Raw genomic sequence first — 26,418 nt, 5'->3', positions numbered from 1 at the left:
CTGCCGTGTTCGCGCTGTTAGTCTTCGCGACTGAACAGGGCATCAATAAACTGCTCGGTTTCAAATGGACGCAGATCGTCGATCCCTTCGCCTACACCAATAAAGCGAATCGGGATCTGGAACTGATCGGCAATGGCAAAGATCACCCCGCCTTTGGCGGTTCCGTCCAGTTTGGTCAGCGTGATCCCGGTCAGAGGAGCCGCTTCACTGAACAGCTTGGCCTGGCTGATGGCGTTCTGGCCAGTACCGGCATCCAGCGTCAGCATAATTTCATGCGGTGCGGAAGGATCAATTTTCTTCATTACCCGGACTATCTTGCGCAGCTCTTCCATCAGGTTACTCTTGTTCTGCAACCGTCCGGCAGTATCGGCGATCACCACATCGACGCCGCGCGCTTTGGCCGCTTCAATCGCATCATAGATAACCGATGCGCTGTCCGCCCCGGTGTGTTGGGCAATCACAGGCACATTGTTGCGCTCGCCCCACACCTGCAGCTGTTCAACCGCTGCAGCGCGGAACGTATCACCCGCAGCCAGCATCACCTTCTTGCCCTGAGCCTGGAACTGTTTGGCCATCTTACCGATAGTGGTGGTCTTACCGACCCCGTTCACACCAACCATCAGGATCACGTACGGCGTTTTTTCACTATCGACTTGCAGTGGCTGCTCAACCGGGCGCAGGATCTCGGTCAGTTCCTGCTTCAGCAAGCCGTACAATGCTTCACCATCTTTCAGCTGCTGACGGGAGGCGTTTTCTGTCAGGTTTTCGATGATTTTCAGCGTGGTGTCCATGCCGACATCGGCCACCAGCAACTGCTCTTCCAGTTCTTCGAACAGGTCTTCGTCGATCTGTTTGCCTTTAAACAGGCCGAAGAAACCGGCACCGATATTGGCTTTGGTCCGGCTCAGGCTGCGTTTGAGCCGGGCAAAAAAGCTCTCGGTCGGTTTTTCCTGCTCCTGCACCCGAGCAGTTTCAACTTGCGCTTGTTCCGCTTCAATCTCTTCTGGTTGCGATGTTTCCGCCTGCGGCTCTTCGGCAACCGGCTTTGGCGCCAGTTCCTGTTCGGCTTCGACTTGCGTTGCTTCCGTTTCGCCTTCGCTATACTTTTCGGCGTCTTCGCTCTCAAGGCCGGCAACTTCTGCATCAGCAACAGGCGACTCTGATTCCGCTTCAACCTGCTGGGATTCTTCTACCTGTGGTTTTTTCTGCTCGGCCGTCTGGCTATCGTCGTCTCCAAAACCAAGCCATGAAAGGAGGCCGCGCTTCTTTTTTTCCGTCATCTGGGGATATCCTAGATTGTCTAAACTGTTAATGGCACTGTTGTTACTGGGCAACCCCAAGTGGACCAAGTCACCTGATGACTGTAGTCATATCGAGATACACATTGGCGCGATCACGCCAGGTGCTCTCAACGTCAATTCAGTATACACTCTGTCATCATGTTGTTTTCAGGGCTATCGTCAAGCCTGCCACTTGGCTAAAGGCGTATAGTACCACTTTATTTACGGTCGAAAAATCTATGCTAAGACGTCGCCAGCAAACCCCATCACAAAAACGACCTCAAACAGGATTTGTCAGAATTATCAGCGGCCTGTGGCGGGGACGAAAATTACCGGTGCACAATGCCGACGGACTGAGACCAACCACCGACAGGGTGAAAGAGACTCTGTTCAACTGGCTGGCGCAAGATGTGCCGCGTTCAAGATGCCTGGATTTGTTTGCCGGTTCCGGCGGTTTAGGCTTTGAGGCCGCTTCGCGTCAGGCGTCAGAGGTGGTGATGGTTGAACTCAATCCCGCCGCTTTCAGACAACTGCAGCAGAATATCACCAGCCTGAAGGCAGATAACCTCACCGCGATCAATGCGGATGCGCTGCAATATCTGCAAGCCACGGCCAATCCTTTCGATGTGGTGTTTATCGACCCGCCATTTCGTCAGGATCTGCTCGCCGATACGGTTCAGTTGCTGGAAGCCAACGGCTGGCTCGCCCCTAACGCGATGATTTATATTGAGACAGAAAAAGAACTCCACCTAACCGGTATCCCTGAACACTGGCAGCTGTATCGTGAAAAAACCGCGGGCCAGGTCAGCTACCGCTTATATGAAAGGACCACTCCATGAAAGCACTTCTCCTGTTAGCCAAGTGTGCCATCGCCTTTGTCTGGCTGGTGCTGTTGATCAACATCGTCCACCCCTTCCCGGGCAAAGCGGCTATCGCACTCTATATCATGACGGCATTTTTGTTCATCATGCATGGTCTGCAGATGCTGATTTTCATCGGCGCGTTTGGCGATAAAGTGAATTTAAGCCGCTGGGAACAGTGGTCCATCCTGGCGTTTGGCATCTTTGCCCTGCTGGATATCCGGCGTAAGCATATGATGTAAGCCAAATAGTAAAGCCGCCCAATCGGGCGGCTTTTTTTATGACAGGTAACTCTTCACGCCGTTGAGGAACATCTGGGTCGAAATCATCACCAGCAGCAGCCCCATCAGTCTTTCCACCGCTTTTAGCCCCCGCTCACCGAGTATGCGGTGGAAAAAGCCATAAAACATCAGAATGAACGACGTCGCACTCCAGGCCAGCACTACCGCACCGGATAGTTGCAGCAATTTGTCCGGGTGCTGGGTAGAGAGCAGCAACAGTGCCGCGATTACCGACGGCCCGGCGATCATCGGGATCGCCATCGGCACAATAAATGGCTCTTCACCGGCCGCCAGTCCGGTAATACTGCCAGCACTGGGGAATATCATCTTAATGGCGATGATAAACAGGATAATCCCGCCAGAAATACTCAGCGTTTCCGGCTGAACATGCAAAAAGTTGAGAATGCTCTGGCCGGCAAACAGGAACAGCATCAGGATCACCAGGGCAAAACAGAGCTCCCGGATCAGCACTTTGCGCCGGCGTTTAGGGTCAAGATGCTTGAGAATCGACAGTACTATGGGCAGGTTGCCCAAGGGATCCATGATTAAGAACAGCATGGTTGCTGCAGAGAGAATTTCCATCACCTGATAGCCTTATCGATTGAAACCGCCGAAGTATAACACCTGCCTACGTATTTTCGATGACTCTCAAGCAATTAAAAAAGCAGCGAAAAGTTTCGCTGCCAGTACAAGATTGCCTTGGTCGTAACCGTTCTGTTTAATGGGAACAGACTCGCGCCTGGTTAAGCATCCACTTGCCATCCTGTTCAACAATCTTCTCGTGGGTTTTGAAAAATACCAGCAGTGCATCTAGGTTAAAACCATTCAGTGAGCAAGTATGAAACCGCGCCTGTTGGCCAAATTCTGCTGTCACCGCCTGGCGCAAATCAGATTCTGACATGGCCTGTGCAGCCAACATATTAAGCACTTTATGAGCATGAATTTCTTGAGTCATCGACTATTCTCCTGATTGAATTGGCTGAGCATAGCGATTTATCCAACCGACGTTTTGATTTCAGATAATCAAAGCACCGATCATCAGACTGTAAGCCAGCAGATAACTGCCTGAGGTCCAGAACCGGCCATAGGCATACTGTTTACGAAAATCGTAAACAAGTACCAGCGCCGCAGACAACGTCAGCATCATGGCCCCGGCCAACGCAAGCAGACTGGCGGTCGAACGCATCAGCAACCAAACCTCCACCGCAACCCAGTTTAACTGGATCAGCATGCCTCCCATCACCACAATAGGCAGAATAAATCGGTCGATTTGCGGCAATAAGAGCAAAAAGATCACTATGGCTATTGCCAGCATCATGATCGGCACCCACCAGACAAACTGGCCGGATAACAGACTCCAGAAGGCGCCACTCAAACAGGCTTGTGCCGCGACAAACAGTGAAAAGCTCAGATTGTGATGTTTGTTGAACAGATACAAACCGTCGGCAACAGCAGATACCAGTAGCGCCAGTGTCATCCAGCCTAACACTGGCAGAGAAGCATCACTTCCGCTCCAGAGAATCGCGAGTAACATCAGCAAACTGAGTGTCTTGAACACTACTGCTTGCTTGAGCTGGTTTGATTGATGAGCAGTAATACTGATATAGCCTGCAAGGGCAACAGACAGCCAACTCCACATAATTACCTCAACTATGAAATGCGCCGCCAGTGTAGGCCCCGAGTATCAGATGTCCAGAAGCAAGTCGCAAAACTTGGATCTTGATTAGCCTTCTTTCAATTCATTGCATATTTGCTGGTGAAAATGTGCTGCGGGCTCCGCAGGGCCGGATTGGCCCGCAAGCCAACCCGACAATAAATCTTACAAACTAACCCTTAACTAAAAATATCCAATTTAAGTGACATTGTTGCCATTTTGCGAGCAAAAAACAGTCCAAAAAACCAAAATTATTACAAAATAATCAATAATTTCATTATCTTAAATAATTTTTCAGTTGTGCAAAATAGTCGCAATCTGCAATTTACTCTCCTTAAATTTATCAACCGCACCTTTTTTAATCAGACTTACCAAACTGACAAGCTTATGGCAGACTAAAAATAGCACTCATACCACAATATTCGCACACTAATGATCAACACATTAAAAACAACACTATTATGTTTTCAATAAACTTCAATAAACAATTTAAAACCATTAAATACAACAAGTTACAGAAACAATAGGTGACAAAATAAACAAATAGAACACAAATAAAACAGCACAATTTCCTGACTTTACCTGACGCTTTCCGGACATATCACCGAGAGGTTTTTGTGGATTTCAAGCTTTTTATCCTGAAATACTTGATCAAGCCAACAAATGAGTGCTATTCTTTAATACATAGTCTTGAACATCAGAAAAGAGGAGCAGTGTTATGATTTCATCTTCACAAAAACAAGGACTTGTTATGATCGCAGTAATTGTTGGCCTAATGACACTGCCAATGATGTACTGAGTGAATACATAAAAACAAAAAGGGACGCATTTGCGTCCCTTTTTGTTTTTATCCACGATCTACTCAGTTAATCTGGCCATAATCCAATTATTATCGATATTTATCCACATCAGCTTATCAAGCCATTTTAAACCTTAGCGAAGCAAATTACTTCACAATAGATGTTTTGATAAAATATCCCAGTTGGCATAATAAAAAGCCAGCGCGGCCAGGGTCATCAGCATCATTAACATGATGGCGACACGCCAGATAAAACGGCCGCTTCTTGGGGTCAGCTCTTGCTCGCACTGTTCACAAACTTCAAAAAAATCCTTAATCGCATCAGATGAGTTTTCCTCATCGTGGACCAGTTTATTCTTGATCGTAGCCACATAGCGCAACTTGGCGATAACGTCATGAGGCAGGCGGTCTTCACAGCTGGTGATCAGTTGGTGCAGCCCTTCTCCCTCGGCATGGTATCGAACCCGAAGCAATGTCTCTAACTTACGTGTGCGCAGTACGACTCGTTCAAATTCAGACATATTCGCCTCCGTAATGGTAAGTATAGTGTGGATCAACCATAGAGCGATCATCGCTGTCCCTGTCGTTATTTCAACCATAACACTTAGTGTTATCAATCGGCTAGGTCAATCTGACAATGTGAAGCGGGTCTAAAAATTGTCGCAATCTGCACGGAGGAGGACAAACAGCTGGCGGGCTAACAGCACTAAAACGTCACTGACCATATAATCAGTAGCAGCAAATAAGAGAGGTAAGCGGATGCCCATTGAACTCACCCTGATGATCCTGCTGTTAATCACCGTATCCGGCGGCCTGTTTGGTTTTGTCTATCGACGCCATGTCCAGGGCCGGCAAGCCCCGGAACGTCAGTTGGAGGTAACCATTTTAGATAAGCAGGTAATCGACATCGAAGCTGCCCTGCCCGGGCAGGAGCAGCAGCAATATTGGATCTACGTTCAACGCGGCCAGTTCGGCAGCAAGCGTGAATTCCAGGTCAGCGTCCACTACTACCACGCGCTCAACCCGGGAGATAGCGGTCTGCTCACCTATCAGGGCGATCGCTTCATTCACTTTGCTCTCAAGCGCTAGGGCAACAGCCAACGGGTCAGCTTGGATTTTGACAGCAACCAACTGGTGGCCAGCGATCCGGCACCACTGATCACAATCCACAACGGGATCACCCAGCCAGGGTGGCCCTGATGCCAGCCAAACGCTTTCATCGGCCAGAGGAAGATCGGGTGCAGCAGGTAGATACCCAGGCTGTGACTGCTGATCAGGCTGACCAGCTTGTGCAGTTTGGCCGACAGACGATCAGCAAACGCCCGGCAGAGCATAAACACCATACTGGCAGCCAATACCACATTCAGGGTCTTATAAGACAACCAGCGACCCACGGTGTACTCGCCCTGAAGTAAGCTGAGCGAGACGACCGACCAGGCGGTCAGCAGCAGCGCCAGCCCGCCCAGTAAGAAGGAAAGCGACACCGTACCCCGGTTAAGCGGAACCCGCTGGTAGAGCAGATAACCCAGCGGCAGGTAGCCGGAATAGAGCCACAACTCATGACTCCATGGGCCGTCAAATTTAAGCAGATACAACAGCGTCGTCAGCAGCCACATCGCCACATAGGCATACAGCGCACTGATATCGTAGTGCTTGCGCACATACTGAAAAATGGGGATCAAAAAGTACAGCGGGATAAAATAGTAGAAAAATCCCAGGTGGTAGTAAGTTTCATGCTGAGGGGCATCTGCCAACACCTGCCAGGCCAGGCTGGCATCAAAGCCGTCTAAGCTCCAGCCAGACAGATAAGCATAAAATAGCGACCAGGCGGCAAAGGGAACCAACACTTTACCCAGCCGACGCTTCACGTAGTAGCCGAAATCAAACGGCCGGTCATCACTGAGCAGCAGAGCGCCGGAAATCAGAATAAACACCGGAACAGCCCAGCGGGTAACGCTGTTGACGCTGACGGCAGTCAGCCATTGGTCAAACGGGATCTGACCCAGTTCATGCCGGTAAGGGGCCAGTACATGAATGGCAACGACCGCCACCGCGGCGACGCAACGCATCAAATCAAAAAACACTACCCGTTGTTTCATTCGCAGACCTCAACTACCTGATGAGTGTTGACTATATCAGCAATTGCCCTTTTTCACTGCGCTGGCCGGTTAAAATATGGTTAATTATCAGCCTCAGGCGGTCGCAGCCGAAGTCGGTTTCGGTAGCCAGAACGAGATAACGCTGGTCAGCAGCAAAAAGGCAAACGACACCCAGAGGCAGGCCGCCAGCCCGGCGATCTGGAAAATCCAGCCGGACAAAATGGTACCCACTAGCCGGCCCATCGCGTTGGCCATATAGTAGAAGCCGACATCCAGTGACACGCCATCTTCTTTGGCATAGCTGACGATCAGATACGAGTGCAGTGACGAGTTAATGGCAAAAATCGCGCCGAACAGCAGCAACCCGACCACGATCACCAGTTGCGGCTGCCAGCCAACCTGCACTGCATACGCGATGACCCCGGTGACCAGGCTCAGCACGGTCGCCCAGTAGATAGCCGCGTGCCCGTCCGGCACTTTACCCGCCGCCTTGCCGGTCAGACGCGGCGCTATCCCCTGGACAAAACCGTAGCCTATGACCCAGGTGGCCAGAAAACCGCCCACCCACAAGTGATCCCAGCCGAACACGCTCCCCAGGTAAACCGGCAGCGCCACAACAAACCAGACGTCGCGGGCACCAAACAGAAACAGCCGCGCCGCAGACAGAATATTCACCGCTGGTGATTTGGAAAATATCTGGCTGAACTTAGGTTTTGACTTGGCTTTGCCAAGATCAGACTCGAGCCAGATCAGGCTGCCGATAAACACCAGCGTCAGTAGAGCCGCCATCGCCAGCACCGCATGAGCGAATCCAAGCCAGGATAAAAGTAGCCCGCCGACAAAAAAGCCCGCTCCCTTCAGGGCATTTTTAGAACCGGTTAAAATCGCCACCCATTTATACAATGCGCCTTGCTGGTTGGCCGGCACCAGGGTTTTGATCGCACTCTTGGCGCTCATTTTATTCAGGTCTTTGGCGATCCCCGACAGCGCCTGGGCGGCCATCACCCAGGGAATCGTCAGGTAGCCGACCGGGACCGCCAGCATACTGAGTGCGACGATCTGCATCGCCAGCCCCAGGTTCATGGTCCGGTTGAGGCCTAGCCGGGCCCCGAGCCAGCCGCCGACCAGGTTGGTCACCACGCCGAAGAACTCATAGAACAGAAACAGCGAAGCGATTTCCAGCGCGCTGTAGCCCAGGTCATGAAAATAGAGCACCACCAGCATGCGCAGCGCACCGTCGGTGAGAGTAAAGTTCCAGTAATTAAAGGTTACCAGCATGTACTGGCGAACCGATTGACTCAGCTGACTTATCATACTTATCTCTGTGACTAGGGGCGCGGCTATTAAGGAGGCGCCCCGGGATGGCTATTCGCCGCTAGCGTTCGCAGCCAGCTTGGCCTGCTCGCGGATGTAGTCCAGTTGTACCGCTTTAGTGAAAGCGCCCGGGCGCAATGACTGCACCTGGGTGATGATCTGCTCCAGTGGCCAGCCCTGCTCAAGCAACAGGTGAGCCGCCAGCAGCCCGGTACGACCGGAGCCGCCCATGCAGTGCAGCGCCAGTTTATGGCCTTCCGCCATCAGGGCGTGCAACCGCGGGCTGGCGTCGGCCCACTGGCGGGTAAAATCATCGTCGGGGGCACAGTCATCTTCAATAGCCAGGTGGAACCACTGCATACCTTGCTGCTGCACTTGCTGGCCAAGGCTCTCAACCCCTTTTTGCTCCATCTCGTGCCGGCTGATGGCGGTGACCACCGCGGCCACGCCAAGTTGCTTCAGCTGTGCCAAAGATTCCTGCAGGGGCACGCCTTTCGTCCCCGGGCAAGGCGTCAGCACCAGAGCAGAACTATCCAGTTCCAGTTGCCAAGTAGGATGTTGCATCTCCGTCTCCTTACGCCTGGCCAACGGTACGTACCAACTCTGCGGTACGGGTGGCGTAGCCCATTTCGTTGTCATACCAGGCGTAGATCTTCACCATCCGGCTGCCAACCACCATAGTGGACAGCGCATCGACCACGGTAGAACGCTGGTCACCTTTGTAATCGATCGACACCAGCGGACGCTCTTCATAACCCAGGATACCTTTCAGATCACCCTCAGCGGCCTCTTTCAGCAACGCATTCACTTCCTCCGCGGTGGTATCACGTTTAACGTCGAAAATAATATCGGTCAGTGACGCATTAGCCAGTGGAACCCGCACCGCGTGGCCGTTGATCTTGCCGCTCAGCTCAGGGAAGATCTCCACAATGGCGGTCGCACTGCCGGTGGTGGTCGGGATCAGGCTCATACCACAGGCCCGGGCACGACGCAGATCTTTGTGCGGCGCATCCAGAATGGTCTGGGTATTGGTCAGGTCATGGATGGTGGTAAATGCACTCTGCTCAATGCCCAGTTTTTCATGGATCACTTTTACTACCGGTGCAATGCAGTTGGTGGTACACGACGCCGCGGTAACAATTCTGTGCTCTGCCGGGTCGAAGATGGCATCATTGACGCCGACCACTATGTTGGCGATGCCTGGTTCTTTCACCGGCGCGGATACCACAACGCGCTTAACACCCTGGTCCAGATACTTCTCCAGCAGCGCCCGCTTACGGTGAACACCAGTGGCTTCGATCACCACATCGCACCCAGACCAGTCGACCGCGTCGATGTCACGCTGCTGGGTGGTGTGAATACTCTTACCTGCGATCACTATCTGGTCACCTTCGCAGTTTACCTGGTGATGCCAGCGCCCCTGTACTGAATCAAACTCCAGCAGGTGAGCTAAGGTCGCGGCGTCGCCGGCAACATCATTGATCTGGACAAATTCCAGCTCCGGCCAGTCAAACGCCGCGCGCAGAGCCAAACGGCCAATACGGCCAAATCCATTAATTCCAACTTTAATCGTCATGATTCTCTTCTCTGAATTGGTGGTGATTCGTTACTGACAGCAGACCGGGCGCTCATGCATTTGCTGTAAGCGCTGCTGGTCGGCCTGATACTGCTGCTGCAGGCAATTAGACGCGACCAGGTCGTCAATTAATTTGTTCATCCAGCCCGGCTGGGACTCAGCCAGACGATAAAATACCCACTGCCCCTGTCTGACATCGTGCAGCAATCCGCTGGAACGCAGCAGCGCCAGATGGCGGGAGATTTTGGGCTGACTCTGTTGCAATGCTGCGGTCAGCTCACCCACCGACAGACACTGCTCACGCATGATCAGCAGCACGATCCGGACCCGGGTTTCATCCGCGAGTAATTTAAAAAACTGATGGGGCAACATAGGCAAACATTCTTATATATGGATAAGCGTATATATTAGAAAAATAAAAAACCCCGTCAAGACGGGGCGTGCCGATGTCATAAAAATTTCATCTGCCGTTAGAGCAACTGGTAGATATCCTGACTCCATTTCTGCGCCGCACTGAGATTGTCGAACACCTCATCCAGCTCCAGGTCCAGTTCCTGACAGCCACGCTGTAAACCCTGCCAGTCTGCCTGCTCAAAACACTCTTCTACATTGAGCAAAGCGCCGTAAGGGCCGTGTCGCTCCAGCAGTGCCAGTTTAATCGCCTGGGTCAGCGGCAGTTGCTCCACCAGATAATCGAGTGACGAATCCAGCAGCGCGTCCATAATCGAGAATAGCCCGATCAAAAATGCCTGATCCTGGTACTGGGTACTCGGTAACTGACCGGACATCAGCCAGCAGAACTGGGCCCGCTGCAACGCCAGGTGGTACAACTCTTTGGGCTTTTTCGCCGAGACATAGGAAGCCACCGCCAGGGCGACAAACAGGCGCAGTTTATCTTCGCCCAGATAGACCAGCGCCTGACGAAATGAGGAAATGGTCACTTCCAGCCGGCTGGACATGGTATTAACAAACCGCAGCAGCTTGTACGACAGGGCGACATCTTTGGCGACGATCTGTTCCACCCTGGCAAAGTTGACCTCAGGCAGGCTGACTTCCCGAAACAGCTCCATCGCTATCATCTGTTCGGGGCTGATATAGCGCTGCTTGATCAGCTCAGGATGACTGAAAAAATAGCCCTGAAAAAACTGGAATCCGGCTGAACGCGCCGCCTGAAACTGGGCTTCGGTCTCCACTTTTTCCGCCAGAAACTTTTTCTTCGAGCCCTGACTGCGCCAGCGCTTAACCAGCTGACAGGCCTGCTCTAGCCCCAGCGTCATTATGTCCAGTTTGACGATATGTACCAGCGGCAGAAAACGCTCCCACTGCGGGCTGTAGACAAAATCATCCAGTGCGATCAGATAGCCCTGCTGATTGAGCTCTTCGACTACCGCAAACAGCTTGTCATCGGCTGGGCAGTTTTCCAGAATCTCCACCACGATTTTCTCTTTCGGCAAGCTAAACGGCAGACGGCGCAGCAAACTCTGGTAGGGAAAGTTGATAAAGCAGCGTGAAGCCTCCAAGGCTGGATTGGTGCCGATAGAGAGAAAGTTTTCCACGATCAGACGATAGGTCGCCCGGTTGGATTCGATATGAGCCGGGAAGCCATTGTGCTCCCCATCACGGAACAATAATTCATAGCCAAGCGTTTGCCGCTTGGCATTAAAGATCGGCTGGCGGGCCACATAGGTATGGGTCATGTCAGTCTCTTGCTGCTATTTACTGGTGGCCAGCAGCGCACCGAAACCGACAAACAGCGAACCAAATACCCGGTTTAGCCGGGTCATTGCCCGCTGTGAGCGGACGAAGTGGCCCATTTTCGCCGCCAGGCTGGTATAACCCAGCATCACCAGCGTATCGACGGAGACCGTAGTGATACCCAATATCGCCAACTGGCGCAGCTGATCACCGGCCGGATCGATAAACTGCGGAAACAGCGCCACCAGAAAAACGATCGATTTGGGGTTGGTCAGGTTGATCAGAACCGCCCGGCTCATCAGCGCTTTAGCACCAAGAGTCTTTTGTCCTTCCATTACAGCCAGGCTGTGGTTGTCCCGCCACTTCTGGATGCCCAACCAGATCAGATAGCCGGCACCGATCCACTTGATAACACTGAATGCCGTGGCAGATTGCGCCACCAGCGCACCCAGTCCGGCGCCCACCAGCACAATGTGGATTGTCAGACCGATCTGCAGCCCGGCAATGGCGGCCAGTGATTTGCGGGTACCATAGCAGAGACCATTGCTGATTGAGTTTACGGTGCCGGAGCCCGGCGCCAGGCTGAACACCACCGCGGTGACCAGGTAGGCCAGCCAAATATGCAGATCCATCGAATTTCCTCTTAACTATCTTATTGAACAGTCTGGCGATTCTGCTTCAGAATGCGAAATGGTAGAACACATTTTCTCGATTCAACAGCTGACTATTCTGGCAAAGGAACTTAACATAAGCGGTAGAGTTGCTACAACCCAACGCCATACTGAACAATTATGCACAAGTCGCACGAAGTATCCCCAAGCTATACGCAAGAATCGGACTTTACGCAAGCAATCAATACCCGCATTGGTCAATTTTGGTCAGAGCGTCAAGAAGGCTTTATTTCCGCTAAAGATAAAACACCTCTGTTCTGGTGTTCGATGACTTCACCACGACACGAGAAAGCCGTCGTCGTGGTCAACGGCCGTATCGAATGCTGCTGGAAGTATCAGGAGCTGTTTTATGACCTGTTCCAGCAGGGCTATGATGTCTATTCGTTCGATCATCGGGGCCAGGGCTTATCCGGACGCCTGATCGAAGACCAACAGATGGGCTATGTGGAAGAGTTCGATGACTATATCCAGGATATGGCCCAGCAGGTTGAGCACTTCAACCTGGATCGCTATCGCCATCGAATGATACTGGCCCACTCCATGGGGGCAACCATCGCCACCCGTTACCTGCAAACCCATCCCCAACATGCCTTTTGTGCCGCGGCGCTCAGCGCACCGATGTTTGGTATTCACCTGCCCTGGTACCTGCGGCCAATTGCCATGACCATAGGTCAGGTGCTGACCGGGTACCATGGCAAGCCGGTGTATGCGCCGGGCCACCGCGCCTATTACGCCAAACCGTTTGAGCAGAACCCTCTCAGCCAGAGTGAAGTGCGCTATCAGTGGTTCCGCGACCTGTATCAGCAGCAACCGGTACTGCAGATCGGCGGGCCGAGCACCCGCTGGGTCTGGCAGAGTTTGATGGCGGCCAAGCTGTGCTACCTGCTGACCCGACAGATCAAACTGCCGCTGCTGATCATGCAGGCCGGCGACGATCAGATCGTCAGCAACCCGGCCCAATACCGCTTGTACAAAAAACTGGTCAAAACCAATCCCGCTTGCCAGTTTATCCGCATTGCCGGCGCCCGGCACGAGCTGCTGTTTGAGCAGGACGTCTACCGCAACCAGGCGCTGGATACCACGCTGGACTTCTACACTGCCCAGCAAAAATAGGGAAATTTCGCCCACTGAAGTTGGCCTCTTTTTTTTCCCGCTTTTGCATTACACTGACTGCGTTGTCACCACGCTCAGCTTGAGCCTGGTTCCGTGAATTGAACTCGAGGGTACTATGACCGAATATCGCAAAGAGACGCCGTTTACTATTGTCGCTTCTGACCTGGATGGCACCTTACTCGCCCCCAACCACCAGCTCAGCGACTTTAGCAAGCAGACCTTGCAGCGCCTGTATCAACAGGGCTTCAACTTTATCTTTGCCACTGGCCGACACCATGTTGATGTGGCCGAGATTCGACAGCAGACCGGGATCCCAGCCCATATGATCACCTCTAACGGGGCTCGAGTTCACGATCATAATGATCAACTGCTGTATAGCAAAGATGTCCCCTCAGACCTGGTTCAGTCGGTGATCGACGTGATCAAAAATGAGCAGGATATTCTGATTCACGTCTACCAGAACGAAAGCTGGCTGATGCATCAGGACGATGAAGAGTTACGCCATTTCCATAAGGATTCCGGCTTTAATTATCAGCTGTTCGATGTCGACAACGCTCCGACCGACGGAATCGCAAAGATCTTTTTTACTCACCGGGCGAAAGATCACGACCACCTGGCCAACTTCGAAGCGCGGCTCAACCAGCTGTTTGGTGACCAGATCACCGTGGCATTCTCTACACCTTGGTGTCTGGAAGTCATGGCGGCAGAAGTATCAAAAGGTGAAGCCCTCAAAGCGGTGGCCGATTCGCTGGGCTTTGGTCTGGAACATTGTATTGCTTTTGGCGATGGGATGAACGATGTGGAAATGTTATCTATGGCGGGATGCGGTCTGGTGATGGGCACAGCACACGTTAAAGTTAAGCAAGCACTGCCAGATAATCTGGTGATTGGCTCTAACGAGGAAGATGCGGTGGCCCACTACCTGCTGGAGCACCTGATTAACTAGCCCCCTAAAAAGCAAAGGCAGCGCATGAGCTGCCTTTATTTTTACTATTCCATTGCCAGTATCGCCTGCCACTGCTGTTCACTGACCGGCATCACCGACAGACGATTACCCCGTTTGACCAGCGCCAGCTCATTCAGGGCCGGGTTGGTTTTCAGCTCTGCCAGAGGGATCAACCGCCGGCTATGGCGCTGATACTCGATGTCGACCATATACCAGCGTGGATTGTCCGGATCGGATTTGGGGTCAAAATATTCGCTTTCGGCATCAAACGCAAAATGGTCCGGATACGCGGCTTTCACCACTGTAGCGATCCCGGCCACACCGATTTTCTGGCAGGAGGAGTGGTAAATCAGCACTTGGTCGCCAAGCTGAATTTGATCTCTGAGCATATTGCGCGCCTGATAGTTGCGCACGCCTTCCCAACAGGAAATGCCTTGCCGTTTCAGGGTATCTATCGAAAATGTATCCGGCTCTGTTTTGAACAACCAATATGCCATAATAGTAATCCATTTCGTTCAGTAATCAGGAAGGTATACCATGAAGATGGTAAGAATCCTAACCGCTACTCTGGCTTTGCTATTCATCCAGGCGTGTAGCCAGCTTTCAACTTCACCTTCAGCGCCACAGCCAGTGACCGTCGCCACACTCGGGCAACCGGAAACCATTCAGCCGCAATCGTTCCTGCTGCGCGGTCAGTTGGTGATCGGCCCGGAAGTGCGCAGTTTTACTCCGTGCGGCAGTCAGCAGCAGTACTGGCTCGATCTAACTTCCGCTCAAGCTGAGCAATTGATCCCGCTGGCCCGTGCGCCGTATCAGCCGCTTTATGCTGAACTTATTGGCACCCTGACCATTCCGTCCGAAACTGGCTTTAATGCCGATTACGTCGGCCGTTTTCAGGTCCAGACGCTGAACCTGGTCAGTGCGGAAAACCCGCAGCGCTGTCAGCTCGCCGCCAGTGGCAGCCGGATGTTTGGCACCGAACCGTTCTGGTCCGCCCGTTTCGTACCAGGTGCGGTGGAATTTGAGCCTATGGGTCAGACAGCCAGTCGCCTGCCGATAACCAGTCAACAGCTCAGCGCAACTGAGCGCCACTATCAATTACAGGATGGCGAAGCCCGTATCACCGCCCAGTACTGTAATGACGGCATGAGCGACAGCCTATACGGCTGGCAGGCCAGCCTGACTATTCGCGGTGAACAATACTGGGGTTGCGCCAGCCTGGGCAATCAGGACGGTAGCCGTAACTGGGTCGGCCATTATTTTGCTTCTTCCACCCAAACCAGCCAGTTTACCATCAGCCTGGAGCTAAAACCGGACCACAGCGCCAGCACCCGCTACGAATATAACAATGGAGATCCGGCCATTTTGGAAACTGGCTTCTGGCAACCGCTGAATGAAACTCAGATACTGGTGGTAATGACCCAGCACCAGGGCCAGTATCTGGTCTCGCAACGCATCTTTACCCTCGATGGAGAACAGCTATCGGCCAAACAGGAACAGGTTGGTGACATCGTCTACCCGATCGCCGATGGCGGTCTGGTGCTGTTTCGCGGCGGAGATGAGGCTGCAACAGGCTCAAGCAGCAACATGGCGGCCGGCGGATGACCGCCTGCCCCGGCTGCGGCCTGCGCCATCAGTGCCTCTGCAGCCTGCTGCCAAGCTTATCCAGCCCGCTGTCACTGGCACTGCTGACTCATGCCAATGAGCTCAACCGCCCAACCAACAGCGGCCGCTGGCTGTGGAAAACCCTGCCGCAGTGCCGACGGTTTGTCTGGAGCCGCACAGCGCCGCCCGCCGAGTTACTCGACTGGATACAGCAGGACGATTACCAGCCGCTGGTGCTGTTTCCGGCCCCCGATAGCCTGCCGCTGACGACCGAGACACTCAGCCGTACAGCACAAAAACAGCCGCGGTTTATTGTCTTGGATGCCACCTGGCAGGAGGCGGCGAAAATGTGGCGCCAGAGTCCCTGGCTGAGAAAGGTTCAGGCGGTCCGACTGGAGACAGCACCGCCATCTGGCTATACCCTGCGGCGTAATCAGCAACCGGGCAATCTATGTACTCTGGAAGTAGCTTGTGAGCTGCTCAGACTGCAGAATCAACCGCATCAGGCAGAGCAGTTAACGACGTTTTTTCATCACTATATGCGAGCTTATCAGGCCGATAAAAGCGGTCACCGGCTAAAACAGTAACAACAGCAAGCAGAGATGTTTTTTACAGCAACAGCAGCTCATCCAGCCGCTGAATCTCAACGTGGGGCAGCAAGCGGGTTTTCGGACTGAACAGCGTGTCCTGCCACTGGTCATTGAACCAGCAGGCCTGCATCCCGCACGCCAGTGCGCCGGCAACGTCTTTAACCGGATGGTCGCCGACGTGCAGTATCTGCTCAGGCGGAACCTGCAGCCCGGCAATCGCCTGCTGGAACATATCCGGATACGGTTTGGCGCGCCCGTGGGGGCCGGCTTTGAAATCGAGCTGGAAATATTCGCTTAGGCCAATCCGCTCCAGATCGACATTGCCGTTGGTGATCGCCACCAGCGGAATGCGCGCCGCCAGTTCCGCCATCACACGGTGGGTTTGCTCAGGCACGGTAAAATCACTGCGCCAATGGTGCACTTTTTCCATCGCTGCGTCAGCGACCTGACAAGCTTGCTCATTGTCGTAGCCCAACAGACGCAGTCCCTGTTGCAACTGCCGATGGCGCAAGATAGAGACATTGTGCCGCAGCTCTGGCTGCTGTTTCACCAGCGAACGTTTGATCTCCAGCCACCAGCTCTGCGACTGGGTTTCGGTGACCGGGTGATTACGGTGCAGCCAGTCAATCAGTTGCTGCTCCATGCGGACGATAACCGGCCGGTTGTCGTACAAGGTGTCGTCCAGGTCGAAACTCTTTGCCCGCACGGGATTATATTGTCGATAAATCCGCATTAATCGTTCCCCCGTTTTTTCTTCGCCCGAGGATGTGCCTGATCATACACCTGCGCCAGGTGCTGGAAATCCAGGTGGGTATAGATCTGGGTGGTGGAAATATTTTCATGACCCAGCAGTTCCTGTACCGCCCTGAGGTTGTGGCTGGATTCCAGCAGATGGGAAGCAAACGAGTGACGCAGCTTGTGTGGGCTGATATGACTGGCGACGGCCTGCTTTTGGCCCCATTCCGACATTCTCTTCTGTACGCTGCGGTGGGAAATGCGCCGGCCCAGTTTGGAGACAAACAGCGCCGCTTCGTCCGGGTCGGCCAGTTGCTGGCGTATGGTCAGCCACTGATTCACCCACTGCTTAGCCAGACCGGTAAACGGCACCTTACGCTGCTTGTCGCCTTTACCGATAACGCGAATTTCATCGTCGGACTGACGCACATGGCCCACGTCGATACTGACCAGCTCCGCCAGTCGCAGTCCGGCGCCGTACATCAGCTCCATCATGGCGCGATCACGCACCGCCAACGGGTCATCCGGATCGACATCCAGCAGCTGGCCGACTTCATCCACATCGAGGTTTTTGGGTAACGGGCGCTGTTTTCTCGGTGCCGAGACCCCTTTGGCCGGGTTGGCATTGATGTCGCCTCGCAGCAGCAGAAAATCAAAAAAGCTGCGCAGGGCCGACAGCCGGGTCGCCAGACTGCTGGCTTTCATCCCTTCCCGCATCCCTTTGCTGGCCAGCTGACGTACCCAGGCCGCATCCACTTGCTGCCAGCGCTTGATCCCCATCTGCGATAAATGCTGCGCCATGGTGGTCAATTGCTGGCGGTAGTTGCGCTGGGTATGCAGGCTGAGTCCTTTTTCGGCATTCAGATACTGGTAAAAGCGCTCCAGTGGCTGAGCCAGTCCATCAGGCAGTTGGGGTGCAGCGTCGTTCATCTTGCCGGTGCCATGGTAGAGTGAGCAACAGATGGCTGAATACCAGTGCCAGATGGCGCAGGAACAGCGTATCCATATGGGGCTGGAAATGACCACCATCTTCACTGGCAAACGCCAGCACTCCCAGCAGCTTCGACTTCACTAGCGGCAGAATCACGTAAGAGCCCATCTCCGGCGTGTGGCTGTCCTGCAGCAGACCATTGCGATCGGCCTGGCGCAAGCGGCCGAGGTAAGCACTTTTGCCGTTCAGGTGACTGGCAGCGAAACGTTGATAATGGTCCGGGCATAGCCGCAGCCTGGTCTGTTCGCAATCCACCAGACGCACGTAGCCGGCCAAACCAAGCTGCTGAGCTTTTTTCTCAATCGCCTCGATCGCGCTGTCTATCGAATCACACTTGAGCAGTTGCTCCTGCAGCTGCATGAACTCATGGAAGGTTTTGTCGTTATTGGCCGCCAGCGACATCAGGGCGGTAATTTCTTCTTCCAGTTCGCTGATCCGTTCCCGCTGACGGTTGAGCTGGATATGCACCAGAGAAACCGCGCCCGGTTGTTCAACCGGTAGCCTGAGCTGCTCAACCAGCTCACGTCGCTGCTGGAAAAAATCTGGATTATCCCGAAGATACTGTGCGACGACTTCCGCCGTCAGTGCGTCTGCTTCAATTTCAGCCACGCCGGTTCCTTCTGTTAACAAGAGAGTTGTCCATCAAATACGTGACTGGCCGGGCCGGTCATATACAGAGGTTTTCCGGGACCCTGCCAGCGAATTTTCAGACTGCCACCTGGCAGATGTACCGTCACCTGGTCATCGAGCAGCCCCTGCAATACACCAACCGCTACGGCACCACAGGCACCGCTGCCACACGCCTGCGTTTCTCCTGCGCCTCGTTCATACACCCGCAGTTTCACTTCGTTACGGCTGATCAGCTGCATAAAGCCGGCATTGACCCGCTCCGGAAAACGCTCGTGCGACTCCAGCAGAGGCCCTAAGGTATCAACGTCGGCCAGGTCGATATCATCGACAACCGTAACCACATGAGGATTGCCCATGCTGACGGCACCGCAGAACAGGGTCTGTTCACCAGCGCGCAGAATGTAAGTTTTTTCCTGCTGCTTGGCGCGAAACGGGATTTTTGCCGGTTCAAATTCCGGGATGCCCATGTTCACGGTAACCTGATCATCCTGTTCGATGTTAAGAATCATCTTGCCTTTTTTGGTGCTGACACTGATGCTGTACTTATTGGTCAGCCCTTTCATTCGCACAAAGCGGGCAAAACAACGCGCTCCGTTACCACACTGTTCCACTTCACTGCCGTCGGCATTAAAGATCCGATAGTGAAAATCCGTCTCAGGATCGTACGGCGCTTCCACCACCAGCAATTGGTCAAAGCCGACACCGGTATGGCGGTCAGCCAGACGGCGGATCAGCTCTGGTGAGAAGAAGATGTTCTGAGTAATGCAATCCACCACCATGAAGTCATTACCCAGACCGTGCATTTTTGAAAAATGGAAATGCATATTGTTGTTTTTACTCCGGCAAAATATTTTCTAGCGCCCACAGGCTGGCTAACTCTTCACGCTGACGCACCAGATGGGCTTTGTCACCATCGACCATCACTTCCGCGACGCGAGTACGGGTGTTGTAGTTAGACGACATAACAAAACCATAGGCACCAGCCGAGCGCACGGCCAACAAATCGCCCTGCTCTAACACCAAAGCGCGATCTTTGCCAAGAAAGTCGCCGGTTTCACATATCGGCCCGACTAAATCGTACGTCACAGGTTCACCCTGACGAGGGCAGACCGGCACAATATCCTGCCATGCCTGGTACAGGGCCGGGCGCATCAGGTCGTTCATCGCCGCATCGATTATGGCAAAGTTTTTGTGTTCGGTATGCTTGAGAAATTCCACCCGAGTCAGCAGCACCCCGGCGTTGGCCGCCACTGCGCGACCGGGTTCAAACACCAGTTCCAGCTGCTGATGGTTTTCCAACCGGGCCAGCAGCGCTTTGGCATATTCGGAAGGCTGCGGCGGCAGTTCGTCACGATAGACGACGCCCAGGCCACCACCCACATCCAGATGCCGGATGGTAATTCCCTGGGCACACAGATCGTCGATCAACGCCAGCAGGCGATCGGTGGCATCAATAAACGGTTCGATGTCGGTCAACTGGGAGCCGATATGACAATCGATGCCTTGCACATTGAGGTTAGGCAGACTCTGAGCAAACTGATACACCGCTGGTGCACGGTCAAAGGCGATGCCGAATTTATTGTCGCGCAAGCCGGTAGAGATATACGGGTGGGTATTGGCATCCACATCCGGGTTAATGCGCAGTGAAATCGGCGCTTTCACACCCAGCTCACCGGCAACCGCATTCAGGCGTTCCAGTTCCGGCTCAGACTCGACGTTAAAGCATTTGATACCCAGTTCCAGCGCACGGCGCATTTCCGCGGCCGTCTTACCGACGCCGGAAAATACCACTTTGCTCGGGTCGCCACCGGCGGCGATAACACGCTCCAGTTCTCCACCAGAGACGATATCAAACCCGGACCCCAGACGGGCCAGCGCATTTAACACCCCCAGGTTAGAGTTGGCTTTGACGGCATAGCAGACCAGGTGGGGATGATCACCGACCGACTTGTCAAAGGCGTGCCAGTGTCGTTCCAACGTCGCGCGCGAATAGACATAAAGTGGCGTGCCGTATTGTTCGGCCAATTGGCTAAGTGGCAGTTGCTCGGCCCACAGCTGGCCATCATCCTGATAGTTGAAGTAATCCAAAATGCTTTCCTTTTAAATTCGAGTCTGACTTACTGGCCTGGTTCATTCTGTGGTGCCTCTTCAGGCATATAGAGCGGACCGGTCTGACCGCATCCGGCGAGTCCTAATACAGAGAAGAGAAACAGCACTAAAATTGATTTTTTCATTGGCCTAATCGTGATTATTATTCAGATGCCCCCTATAATCGCACCACAATCAGGAAAAGCAATAGGATAGATAGGATGAACGATACTGAATTTCATCAACTGGCTGATGTACAAATGCAATTGATCGAGCAAGCGATTGATGATTCAGGCGCGGACATTGACTATGAGACCGCGGGCAACGTGATGACGCTGGAATTTGATAACCGCAGTCAGATAATCATCAACCGTCAGGAACCGATGCGCGAGATCTGGCTGGCGTCGAAATCCGGTGGTTTCCATTTTCAGTACCAGAACAACCAGTGGGTCTGTTCAAAAACCGGTATTGAGCTGATGACGATGGTCAAACAAGAGTGCGAAAAACACGCAGGCGAAGCCATCGACTGGGAATAGATGGCAAAAGAGCACCTGTAAAGGTGCTCTTGGCAGCTATCAATTTTTAAGGCTGGGCCGAGCTATGCATTTACCGCGCGCGATGGCTTGGGATGCACCAGGTTGTCGTTGCGGTATGGCACCACATAAGCTTCACCGTCTTCAGGATGCACCACCTGGTAGTACTGCGGCAGGTTAAAGTTGATCAGCTTAGCCGACAGCTTATTGTCGTCCCGAATCGAGGTGTAAAAGCCATTCACGCTGGCGATCATGTCATCTTTTTCACCACTGTACTGGTGATACACTTCCAGCCGGTTGGCTTCATCCAGCACGAAGATATTAAACCCGCGTTCGGTATCTTCGAAGAAGAACTGAATCAGCCCTTCACTGGCAAAACTTTCCACCACTTCCGGCAGGCGATAACTCTGCTCACGGTCCAGCATCAGTACCGGTGAACCCTGCACTTTGCTGCTGGAGATGGTGCGGTAGAAATCGACCGAATTTTCCAGTTTCTGTACCGACACGCCACGGCGTTCGAAAAACAGGCCGTACATCTGCTGGCCAATCCGAATCGCTTTAAAGCGGCGACGTTTCTCCTGTTCCATCGGTTTCAGGCGCATATCGATACATTCGGCCACCAGTTGGTAGACCATGTTGCGCATCACGCCGCGTAAGTTCTTGCTGTAGCAGAATACGTCCACAGACTCAGGTGGCAGCGCGTCCTGGTGCATTTTGCCCAAGATGGTTTTCAGCGCTTCCAGCATCGCCGTTTCACCACGGAAATGCATGGTTCTCACTTCATGCCAGGAGTTGCGGTAGACCAAATCGACGCTGCCGACCAGGCTCTCGCCATTCGGGCCGAAGCTGTGGATATCGATGTTTTTCAAATCCACTTTGAGTGACTGGCCGGACAGTTCGCAGGTGGGATCATTTTCCACATTAACAAACATGGCCAGCTGGCGGATTTCACACGGGCTTGCCAGCGCCTGCATGCTCGGACGACGCTTATTGAGTGAGAAAGTATTGCGCAGGTCACTGACCATCTGGTAGAGCTTGTCGATATCCAGGTGCGCATCTCGAACCACCGCATGTAATCGGCTTGATTCGGTTAACAGACCATTGAAAAACGCCCAGGCGACCAACTTGCTCAAGTACTCATGATGCTCAAGGTATGGCTGCCCCAGAATTCGATGCGGTACCAGTGGCTGCTTGTACAAGTACCAGCCTTCCTGGTTGGTCCGCCCCTGGCTGACCTGGATAAAGGAGAGATCCGCTTCATGCAGATCTGGGGTAATTTGCGGATTCAGCAGTGTCACTTTACCTGGCAACACCTCAAACGCCGCGTACAGCTTGCGCGCCAGGATGGAGATATCTTGTGGACTGATGGCTGAAGTAATGTCATTACGACGGGCAAACTGGATAAGGTTTCGGTAACTGAGCATTAATGCATCCAGCAATGCATGGTGCACCACTTTCACCTGCTCTACTTTCCAGTTACGACGATCATCCAATTCAGCTATCACAGAGCTGTCCCAGTCCCAGCGCTGTATCATGTCGGTCAACGCTTCACGACGCCAGGCCACCGAACCCACGCCAGGCTGACGGGACAGTTTTTCATGGGTTTTGAGATAAAAGCAGCGACGAACCAGATCGAGCCGGCTGTGATCGCCGATACGCTCCAGGTAACGGGTCACTTTTTCCAGCATCAGATAGTACGCGTCCATACCGTACAAGTCCGGCTCCTGAGCGAAGAAGCGGCGCTTAGTATCGATACTCAACAGTTGGGTATTCGGGTATTCCCAGGAATAGGCTTCGAGCAGAATCGCTTTCAGCACCGATTTGTACGGTGAATCTATGCTCTTATACAGCTGCCACAGGTTGGAGCCGAAATACTCTTCCGCCGGAATGCGGTTTAGCTGGCCAAAATCGATCCACTCTCCACAATCGATGATACCTTTACTGCACAACTCGGCCACGTAGCTGTCGTAGCACTCTTCCATTTCTGGCGGAACAATTTGCCATAACAGCCGCTGGCCGGCCAAGCGTACCGCCGAGCGATAAAATTCATCCAACAACAGCAAATGCTGCGAAGAGCCGCAGTTGTCACCGGTCATCTCTTCGGAGAAATTGTTGCGGAAACGCTCTTCATCCATCAGGAAAAAGTTCGCTTCGACGCCCTGGCTTTTCGCCCAGTCAGTGATTAACAGACATTTATTGGACAGGCTTTCGCGTTCTTCTGCCGACATGGCGGGAGAGATACAGACCCAAATATCCAGATCACTGGTGGTGCTCTGACCTATAGACGAGGTACTGCCCATGGTATACAGGGCTAAAATGGCGGGGCGGTCAGAGGTCGGCAGCGGTTGGCCGATGGTTAACTGGGCATCATCAATAAACTGCTGTTGAACCGAATTGTATTCCAGTCCGTACACACCAAAAGGAACCTGATGGTCATAATAGCCGGGAAGGGTTGGATGGTTGAAGTGCAGCAGCGCCGGAATAAGGTGAAAAACCCGCTGACTTTGCAAGTCCATAAGAGCCAGCGCACGCTCGCAGCGTTGCCGGTTAAGATCATCCAATCTCTTAATTAATGTCTCGGTGTAAGCCTGCAAGGTTAAATCCTTGATAATGATATAATTTGATGCCCTGACCAGAAATCACTCGAAAGCACCGATAAAACGTGATCAATCTATCATTTTTATCCGCACTGGTAAAGATTTATGCGACATCCCTAACACATAACCTTAACCCGATGAGGTCCACCAACGTTGCGACATAGTTTGGTACGTAAATCTCTTTTCTGATAATAGCTCATTTTTGTAGCGTGAGCCAAATCACACATATTTAATCATATTGTGCTAGTTCGGTATCGGTTCGGCATTGGTGCGATCTTGTAGTAAGACTTTGGTTACGACAATGGTAGGATGGTCATCATTGACCATTCAATTTACCAAGTTATCAAGCAGCCAATGACACAATCTACACCGATCCGAATCGCTACCCGCAAAAGTCCTCTTGCCTTGTGGCAAGCCCACTATGTTAAAGATGCCCTTCAAGCCGCTCACCCCGGCCTCGACGTCGAACTGGTTACTATGGTAACCAAAGGAGATGTCATTCTCGATACCCCTTTAGCCAAAGTCGGTGGTAAAGGGCTGTTTGTGAAAGAACTGGAAGTGGCCATGCTTGAAGGCCGCGCCGATCTCGCGGTGCATTCAATGAAAGATGTGCCGGTAGATTTTCCACCAGGATTGGGGCTGGTCACCATTTGCGAACGTGAAGATCCGCGCGATGCGTTTGTCTCAAATACTTATCAGAACATCGATCAGCTGCCGCAAGGCGCCGTCGTGGGGACCTGCAGCCTGCGTCGTCAATGCCAACTGAAAGAAGCCCGCCCGGATCTGCAAATCAAAGAGCTGCGCGGCAATGTCGGCACCCGGCTTGGCAAACTGGATGCAGGTGAATACGATGCCATCATACTGGCGGCGGCTGGTCTGAAACGACTCGGACTGGAAGAACGTATCAAAAGCTTGATTGAACCGGAACAATCGCTACCCGCGGTCGGCCAGGGCGCGGTAGGTATCGAGTGCCGTCTGGATGACCAGCGACTGATTGAACTGCTCAAACCACTCAATGACACCGATACCACCGATCGCGTCTTGTGTGAGCGCGCGATGAACCTGACTCTGGAAGGTGGTTGCCAGGTGCCAATCGGCAGTTATTCCCTGCTGGACGGCGACCAGATTTGGCTGCGAGCTCTGTTCGGCGAGCCAGACGGTTCTAAAATCGTCCGTGGTGAAATCCGTGGCCATCGTCAGGATGCAGAAGCGCTGGGCGTTCAGCTCGCTGAACAGTTACTCGCGGATGGAGCCAAAGAGATTCTGACTAAACTCTATCAAGAGCACGAATAATATATGGCAGTCTTGGTCACCCGTCCAGAGCAGCAAGGGCAGCAACTTTGTCAGCAGTTAGCCGGCGCGGGGATCGAGACCTATCACCTGCCATTAATCGAATTTCTTCCCGGGCAACAATTAGCTGCGTTGCCCGGTAGCATCAGCCAGTACCAGATCATTATCGCAGTCAGTCAACACGCGGTCGATTTTGCCCAGCAGACACTAAACGAAGCGGGCGTCCCCTGGCCCAGCCACTGTGTATACCTTGCCGTTGGTCAAAAAACCGCACAGATATTAAGCAAAGCCTGTCAACACACAGTACACTACCCCTCAATAAGTGACAGCGAACACCTGCTGGCGATGGATGTTATGCAAACTGTTCATAACCAACAGATTCTTATTCTAAGAGGTAACGGTGGTCGCGAGTTAATTTACGATACACTTATACTCAGAGGTGCAAAGGTCGACTATTTAGAAGCCTATCAGCGTAAAAATGTCGCATTTGATGCCCACAACCTGGTACCTGCCTGGCAAGCTCAGGGAATCGACAGCTTGATTATCACCAGCAGTGGCCAGTTGACACATTTTGTGTCACAAATTGATGTCCAAGACCTGCCATGGTTGCTCACACTGCGCCTGTATGTCCCCAGTGAGCGTATCGCCAGTGACGCCAGGCAACTCGGTTTTTGCGACGTGATTAATACCGGCAGTGCGGCGAATGCTGACATCGCCGCAGCTCTCCAGCCTTCAACCAGGACTTTAAGCAATGACAAGTAAAAAAAACAATCAGCATAATGACCCTGAATCCCTCGATAACCAGGTAAAAGCCGAAACAGAAGCTGAGCAAACCAAGGATGACAACTCGCCAGCCGAACAAGCCAGCTCTGACGTTGAAGAAAAACCAGCCCAAGATACCAGCACTGAGTCCCAACCTGCTGCAACGCCAAACAAAAAGTCCGGCAGTAAATTAGGGGCCGTCGCGATCGTACTGGTTGCCATCGTACTTGTGTCACTGCTCGGGCTGATTCCTCCTCTTCTATACCGTGCGCTAATCGACGATGTACTACCAAACGGAGATATGCGCAG

Annotated in this window: 31 protein-coding genes and 1 pseudogene; 12 read left to right on the top strand and 20 right to left on the bottom strand. The window is 52.9% G+C overall.

Features of this window, described 5'->3' with window-relative positions; all coding sequences use genetic code 11:
• Positions 1–17 precede the first annotated feature (17 nt).
• Positions 18–1,280, bottom strand: a complete 1,263-nt coding sequence (gene ftsY, locus ACQY6F_RS08475; RefSeq protein WP_428773625.1) for a signal recognition particle-docking protein FtsY — start codon at positions 1,278–1,280, stop codon at positions 18–20.
• Positions 1,281–1,296: 16 nt separating this feature from the next.
• Between ftsY and ACQY6F_RS08470 the strand changes: the two genes are divergently transcribed.
• The 3 genes from ACQY6F_RS08470 to ACQY6F_RS08460 are packed head-to-tail and all read left to right on the top strand — an operon-like array spanning position 1,297 to position 2,382.
• Positions 1,297–1,491 carry a hypothetical protein gene (locus ACQY6F_RS08470; RefSeq protein ID WP_428773623.1) on the top strand — a complete coding sequence of 65 codons (195 nt, stop codon included), beginning with the start codon at positions 1,297–1,299 and terminating at the stop codon, positions 1,489–1,491.
• A 28-nt stretch (positions 1,492–1,519) separates the two neighbouring features.
• Positions 1,520–2,119 (top strand): 16S rRNA (guanine(966)-N(2))-methyltransferase RsmD, encoded by a 600-nt coding sequence (rsmD, locus tag ACQY6F_RS08465; protein ID WP_428773622.1) that lies wholly within the window; start codon positions 1,520–1,522, stop codon positions 2,117–2,119.
• Complete coding sequence (locus tag ACQY6F_RS08460; protein WP_428773620.1) at positions 2,116–2,382, top strand: DUF1145 domain-containing protein; 267 nt, start codon at positions 2,116–2,118, stop codon at positions 2,380–2,382. Before rsmD ends, ACQY6F_RS08460 begins: the two co-directional genes overlap by 4 nt.
• A gap of 36 nt (positions 2,383–2,418) precedes the next feature.
• Here ACQY6F_RS08460 and ACQY6F_RS08455 read toward each other — a convergent pair whose 3' ends face one another.
• The 4 genes from ACQY6F_RS08455 to ACQY6F_RS08440 all read right to left on the bottom strand — a co-directional run bounded on the left by ACQY6F_RS08455 (position 2,419) and on the right by ACQY6F_RS08440 (position 5,395).
• Entirely contained in the window at positions 2,419–3,003 is a 585-nt protein-coding gene (locus ACQY6F_RS08455; RefSeq protein WP_428773618.1) for a YhgN family NAAT transporter, read from the bottom strand.
• A 136-nt stretch (positions 3,004–3,139) separates the two neighbouring features.
• Positions 3,140–3,376: a YecH family metal-binding protein gene (locus tag ACQY6F_RS08450; RefSeq protein WP_428773617.1), complete on the bottom strand. Its 237-nt coding sequence runs from the start codon at positions 3,374–3,376 to the stop codon at positions 3,140–3,142.
• 60 nt (positions 3,377–3,436) lie between these two features.
• The gene (locus ACQY6F_RS08445) at positions 3,437–4,060 is read right to left on the bottom strand and encodes a lysoplasmalogenase family protein (protein WP_428773616.1); all 624 of its coding nucleotides are present in this window, start codon (positions 4,058–4,060) and stop codon (positions 3,437–3,439) included.
• A gap of 966 nt (positions 4,061–5,026) precedes the next feature.
• Entirely contained in the window at positions 5,027–5,395 is a 369-nt protein-coding gene (locus tag ACQY6F_RS08440; protein WP_428773615.1) for a DUF4145 domain-containing protein, read from the bottom strand.
• A gap of 238 nt (positions 5,396–5,633) precedes the next feature.
• Here ACQY6F_RS08440 and ACQY6F_RS08435 point away from each other — a divergent pair, with 238 nt between their 5' ends.
• Positions 5,634–5,963: a DUF2500 domain-containing protein gene (locus tag ACQY6F_RS08435; protein WP_428773614.1), complete on the top strand. Its 330-nt coding sequence runs from the start codon at positions 5,634–5,636 to the stop codon at positions 5,961–5,963.
• Here ACQY6F_RS08435 and ACQY6F_RS08430 read toward each other — a convergent pair.
• From ACQY6F_RS08430 to rhtB, 7 genes are all read right to left on the bottom strand, one after another.
• A complete protein-coding gene (locus ACQY6F_RS08430) occupies positions 5,960–6,973 on the bottom strand; it encodes an acyltransferase (RefSeq protein ID WP_428773612.1) in 1,014 nt (337 codons plus the stop codon). The two genes, ACQY6F_RS08435 and ACQY6F_RS08430, sit on opposite strands and share 4 nt — an antisense overlap.
• 93 nt (positions 6,974–7,066) lie before the next feature.
• Positions 7,067–8,287: an organoarsenical effux MFS transporter ArsJ gene (arsJ, locus tag ACQY6F_RS08425; RefSeq protein WP_428773611.1), complete on the bottom strand. Its 1,221-nt coding sequence runs from the start codon at positions 8,285–8,287 to the stop codon at positions 7,067–7,069.
• A gap of 51 nt (positions 8,288–8,338) precedes the next feature.
• Complete coding sequence (locus ACQY6F_RS08420; protein ID WP_428773609.1) at positions 8,339–8,851, bottom strand: phosphatase; 513 nt, start codon at positions 8,849–8,851, stop codon at positions 8,339–8,341.
• Between the two features lie 10 nt (positions 8,852–8,861).
• Positions 8,862–9,863 (bottom strand): ArsJ-associated glyceraldehyde-3-phosphate dehydrogenase, encoded by a 1,002-nt coding sequence (locus tag ACQY6F_RS08415; RefSeq protein WP_428773607.1) that lies wholly within the window; start codon positions 9,861–9,863, stop codon positions 8,862–8,864.
• A gap of 30 nt (positions 9,864–9,893) precedes the next feature.
• Positions 9,894–10,235, bottom strand: a complete 342-nt coding sequence (locus tag ACQY6F_RS08410) for a metalloregulator ArsR/SmtB family transcription factor (RefSeq protein WP_428773605.1) — start codon at positions 10,233–10,235, stop codon at positions 9,894–9,896.
• 98 nt (positions 10,236–10,333) lie between these two features.
• Positions 10,334–11,560 (bottom strand): EAL and HDOD domain-containing protein, encoded by a 1,227-nt coding sequence (locus tag ACQY6F_RS08405; protein WP_428773603.1) that lies wholly within the window; start codon positions 11,558–11,560, stop codon positions 10,334–10,336.
• 15 nt (positions 11,561–11,575) lie between these two features.
• Complete coding sequence (gene rhtB / locus ACQY6F_RS08400; RefSeq protein WP_428773602.1) at positions 11,576–12,190, bottom strand: homoserine/homoserine lactone efflux protein; 615 nt, start codon at positions 12,188–12,190, stop codon at positions 11,576–11,578.
• Positions 12,191–12,349: 159 nt separating this feature from the next.
• On the opposite strand from rhtB, the gene ACQY6F_RS08395 reads away from it, so the two are divergent.
• Both ACQY6F_RS08395 and ACQY6F_RS08390 read left to right on the top strand, forming a co-directional pair.
• Entirely contained in the window at positions 12,350–13,342 is a 993-nt protein-coding gene (locus ACQY6F_RS08395) for an alpha/beta fold hydrolase (RefSeq protein WP_428773600.1), read from the top strand.
• A gap of 115 nt (positions 13,343–13,457) precedes the next feature.
• On the top strand, positions 13,458–14,288 hold the full coding sequence (locus ACQY6F_RS08390) for a Cof-type HAD-IIB family hydrolase (RefSeq protein WP_428773598.1): 831 nt from the start codon (positions 13,458–13,460) through the stop codon (positions 14,286–14,288).
• A gap of 44 nt (positions 14,289–14,332) precedes the next feature.
• On the opposite strand, the gene ACQY6F_RS08385 is transcribed toward ACQY6F_RS08390, so the two are convergent.
• Positions 14,333–14,785 carry an EVE domain-containing protein gene (locus ACQY6F_RS08385; RefSeq protein ID WP_428773597.1) on the bottom strand — a complete coding sequence of 151 codons (453 nt, stop codon included), beginning with the start codon at positions 14,783–14,785 and terminating at the stop codon, positions 14,333–14,335.
• Between the two features lie 40 nt (positions 14,786–14,825).
• Between ACQY6F_RS08385 and ACQY6F_RS08380 the strand changes: the two genes are divergently transcribed.
• Together ACQY6F_RS08380 and ACQY6F_RS08375 are read left to right on the top strand one after the other, a co-directional pair.
• Entirely contained in the window at positions 14,826–15,893 is a 1,068-nt protein-coding gene (locus tag ACQY6F_RS08380; RefSeq protein WP_428773596.1) for a COG3650 family protein, read from the top strand.
• Positions 15,890–16,480, top strand: a complete 591-nt coding sequence (locus ACQY6F_RS08375; RefSeq protein WP_428773594.1) for a tRNA-uridine aminocarboxypropyltransferase — start codon at positions 15,890–15,892, stop codon at positions 16,478–16,480. The genes ACQY6F_RS08380 and ACQY6F_RS08375 overlap by 4 nt, the downstream gene beginning before the upstream one ends.
• A gap of 22 nt (positions 16,481–16,502) precedes the next feature.
• Here the strand turns inward: ACQY6F_RS08375 and yigB are convergent, their stop codons facing one another.
• From yigB to lptM, 6 genes are read right to left on the bottom strand one after another with little or no spacing between them, the layout of a single operon-like run.
• A complete protein-coding gene (yigB, locus tag ACQY6F_RS08370; RefSeq protein WP_428773593.1) occupies positions 16,503–17,216 on the bottom strand; it encodes a 5-amino-6-(5-phospho-D-ribitylamino)uracil phosphatase YigB in 714 nt (237 codons plus the stop codon).
• Positions 17,216–18,148, bottom strand: a complete 933-nt coding sequence (gene xerC, locus ACQY6F_RS08365; protein WP_428773592.1) for a tyrosine recombinase XerC — start codon at positions 18,146–18,148, stop codon at positions 17,216–17,218. The genes yigB and xerC overlap by 1 nt, the downstream gene beginning before the upstream one ends.
• Positions 18,120–18,818 (bottom strand): DUF484 family protein, encoded by a 699-nt coding sequence (locus ACQY6F_RS08360; RefSeq protein ID WP_428773591.1) that lies wholly within the window; start codon positions 18,816–18,818, stop codon positions 18,120–18,122. The genes xerC and ACQY6F_RS08360 overlap by 29 nt, the downstream gene beginning before the upstream one ends.
• A gap of 14 nt (positions 18,819–18,832) precedes the next feature.
• Entirely contained in the window at positions 18,833–19,663 is an 831-nt protein-coding gene (gene dapF / locus ACQY6F_RS08355; protein ID WP_428773590.1) for a diaminopimelate epimerase, read from the bottom strand.
• Positions 19,664–19,673: 10 nt separating this feature from the next.
• Positions 19,674–20,927 (bottom strand): diaminopimelate decarboxylase, encoded by a 1,254-nt coding sequence (lysA, locus tag ACQY6F_RS08350; protein ID WP_428773589.1) that lies wholly within the window; start codon positions 20,925–20,927, stop codon positions 19,674–19,676.
• A 29-nt stretch (positions 20,928–20,956) separates the two neighbouring features.
• Positions 20,957–21,073 (bottom strand): LPS translocon maturation chaperone LptM, encoded by a 117-nt coding sequence (lptM, locus tag ACQY6F_RS08345; RefSeq protein ID WP_428773588.1) that lies wholly within the window; start codon positions 21,071–21,073, stop codon positions 20,957–20,959.
• Positions 21,074–21,148: 75 nt separating this feature from the next.
• Here lptM and cyaY point away from each other — a divergent pair, with 75 nt between their 5' ends.
• Positions 21,149–21,463, top strand: coding sequence for an iron donor protein CyaY (cyaY, locus tag ACQY6F_RS08340; RefSeq protein WP_428773587.1), 315 nt, complete (start codon positions 21,149–21,151; stop codon positions 21,461–21,463).
• Between the two features lie 62 nt (positions 21,464–21,525).
• Here the strand turns inward: cyaY and ACQY6F_RS08335 are convergent, their stop codons facing one another.
• Complete coding sequence (locus ACQY6F_RS08335; RefSeq protein WP_428773585.1) at positions 21,526–24,054, bottom strand: class I adenylate cyclase; 2,529 nt, start codon at positions 24,052–24,054, stop codon at positions 21,526–21,528.
• Positions 24,055–24,411: 357 nt separating this feature from the next.
• Between ACQY6F_RS08335 and hemC the strand changes: the two genes are divergently transcribed.
• From hemC to ACQY6F_RS08320, 3 genes and pseudogenes are all read left to right on the top strand, one after another.
• Complete coding sequence (hemC, locus tag ACQY6F_RS08330; RefSeq protein ID WP_428773584.1) at positions 24,412–25,350, top strand: hydroxymethylbilane synthase; 939 nt, start codon at positions 24,412–24,414, stop codon at positions 25,348–25,350.
• A gap of 3 nt (positions 25,351–25,353) precedes the next feature.
• Positions 25,354–26,109: a uroporphyrinogen-III synthase gene (locus ACQY6F_RS08325; RefSeq protein ID WP_428773583.1), complete on the top strand. Its 756-nt coding sequence runs from the start codon at positions 25,354–25,356 to the stop codon at positions 26,107–26,109.
• A pseudogene (locus ACQY6F_RS08320) lies at positions 26,099–26,418 on the top strand (hypothetical protein); the annotation flags it as partial. The gene ACQY6F_RS08325 and the pseudogene ACQY6F_RS08320, both read left to right, overlap by 11 nt.

Source organism: Vibrio sp. (assembly GCF_050299255.1).
In the GTDB taxonomy this organism is placed as follows: Bacteria; Pseudomonadota; Gammaproteobacteria; order Enterobacterales; family Vibrionaceae; genus Vibrio.
The sequence above is the reverse complement of the archived record's forward strand: the minus strand, read 5'-3'. Positions and strand labels throughout refer to the sequence as shown.

What these genes read in the sequence shown, in the direction of transcription:
- ACQY6F_RS08455 (WP_428773618.1), bottom strand. Translation starts at nt 3,003, where the DNA reads ATGGAAATTCTCTCTGCAGCAACCATGCTGTTCTTAATCATGGATCCC.
- dapF (WP_428773590.1), bottom strand. Translation starts at nt 19,663, where the DNA reads ATGCATTTCCATTTTTCAAAAATGCACGGTCTGGGTAATGACTTCATG.
- hemC (WP_428773584.1), top strand. Translation starts at nt 24,412, where the DNA reads ATGACACAATCTACACCGATCCGAATCGCTACCCGCAAAAGTCCTCTT.
- xerC (WP_428773592.1), bottom strand. Translation starts at nt 18,148, where the DNA reads ATGAACGACGCTGCACCCCAACTGCCTGATGGACTGGCTCAGCCACTG.
- ACQY6F_RS08435 (WP_428773614.1), top strand. Translation starts at nt 5,634, where the DNA reads ATGCCCATTGAACTCACCCTGATGATCCTGCTGTTAATCACCGTATCC.
- yigB (WP_428773593.1), bottom strand. Translation starts at nt 17,216, where the DNA reads ATGCGGATTTATCGACAATATAATCCCGTGCGGGCAAAGAGTTTCGAC.
- ACQY6F_RS08445 (WP_428773616.1), bottom strand. Translation starts at nt 4,060, where the DNA reads ATGTGGAGTTGGCTGTCTGTTGCCCTTGCAGGCTATATCAGTATTACT.
- ACQY6F_RS08380 (WP_428773596.1), top strand. Translation starts at nt 14,826, where the DNA reads ATGAAGATGGTAAGAATCCTAACCGCTACTCTGGCTTTGCTATTCATC.
- ACQY6F_RS08385 (WP_428773597.1), bottom strand. Translation starts at nt 14,785, where the DNA reads ATGGCATATTGGTTGTTCAAAACAGAGCCGGATACATTTTCGATAGAT.
- ACQY6F_RS08430 (WP_428773612.1), bottom strand. Translation starts at nt 6,973, where the DNA reads ATGAAACAACGGGTAGTGTTTTTTGATTTGATGCGTTGCGTCGCCGCG.
- ACQY6F_RS08415 (WP_428773607.1), bottom strand. Translation starts at nt 9,863, where the DNA reads ATGACGATTAAAGTTGGAATTAATGGATTTGGCCGTATTGGCCGTTTG.
- ACQY6F_RS08405 (WP_428773603.1), bottom strand. Translation starts at nt 11,560, where the DNA reads ATGACCCATACCTATGTGGCCCGCCAGCCGATCTTTAATGCCAAGCGG.
- rsmD (WP_428773622.1), top strand. Translation starts at nt 1,520, where the DNA reads ATGCTAAGACGTCGCCAGCAAACCCCATCACAAAAACGACCTCAAACA.
- ACQY6F_RS08440 (WP_428773615.1), bottom strand. Translation starts at nt 5,395, where the DNA reads ATGTCTGAATTTGAACGAGTCGTACTGCGCACACGTAAGTTAGAGACA.
- ACQY6F_RS08420 (WP_428773609.1), bottom strand. Translation starts at nt 8,851, where the DNA reads ATGCAACATCCTACTTGGCAACTGGAACTGGATAGTTCTGCTCTGGTG.
- ftsY (WP_428773625.1), bottom strand. Translation starts at nt 1,280, where the DNA reads ATGACGGAAAAAAAGAAGCGCGGCCTCCTTTCATGGCTTGGTTTTGGA.
- rhtB (WP_428773602.1), bottom strand. Translation starts at nt 12,190, where the DNA reads ATGGATCTGCATATTTGGCTGGCCTACCTGGTCACCGCGGTGGTGTTC.
- ACQY6F_RS08390 (WP_428773598.1), top strand. Translation starts at nt 13,458, where the DNA reads ATGACCGAATATCGCAAAGAGACGCCGTTTACTATTGTCGCTTCTGAC.
- ACQY6F_RS08325 (WP_428773583.1), top strand. Translation starts at nt 25,354, where the DNA reads ATGGCAGTCTTGGTCACCCGTCCAGAGCAGCAAGGGCAGCAACTTTGT.
- cyaY (WP_428773587.1), top strand. Translation starts at nt 21,149, where the DNA reads ATGAACGATACTGAATTTCATCAACTGGCTGATGTACAAATGCAATTG.
- ACQY6F_RS08375 (WP_428773594.1), top strand. Translation starts at nt 15,890, where the DNA reads ATGACCGCCTGCCCCGGCTGCGGCCTGCGCCATCAGTGCCTCTGCAGC.
- arsJ (WP_428773611.1), bottom strand. Translation starts at nt 8,287, where the DNA reads ATGATAAGTCAGCTGAGTCAATCGGTTCGCCAGTACATGCTGGTAACC.
- ACQY6F_RS08460 (WP_428773620.1), top strand. Translation starts at nt 2,116, where the DNA reads ATGAAAGCACTTCTCCTGTTAGCCAAGTGTGCCATCGCCTTTGTCTGG.
- ACQY6F_RS08450 (WP_428773617.1), bottom strand. Translation starts at nt 3,376, where the DNA reads ATGACTCAAGAAATTCATGCTCATAAAGTGCTTAATATGTTGGCTGCA.
- lptM (WP_428773588.1), bottom strand. Translation starts at nt 21,073, where the DNA reads ATGAAAAAATCAATTTTAGTGCTGTTTCTCTTCTCTGTATTAGGACTC.
- ACQY6F_RS08410 (WP_428773605.1), bottom strand. Translation starts at nt 10,235, where the DNA reads ATGTTGCCCCATCAGTTTTTTAAATTACTCGCGGATGAAACCCGGGTC.
- ACQY6F_RS08395 (WP_428773600.1), top strand. Translation starts at nt 12,350, where the DNA reads ATGCACAAGTCGCACGAAGTATCCCCAAGCTATACGCAAGAATCGGAC.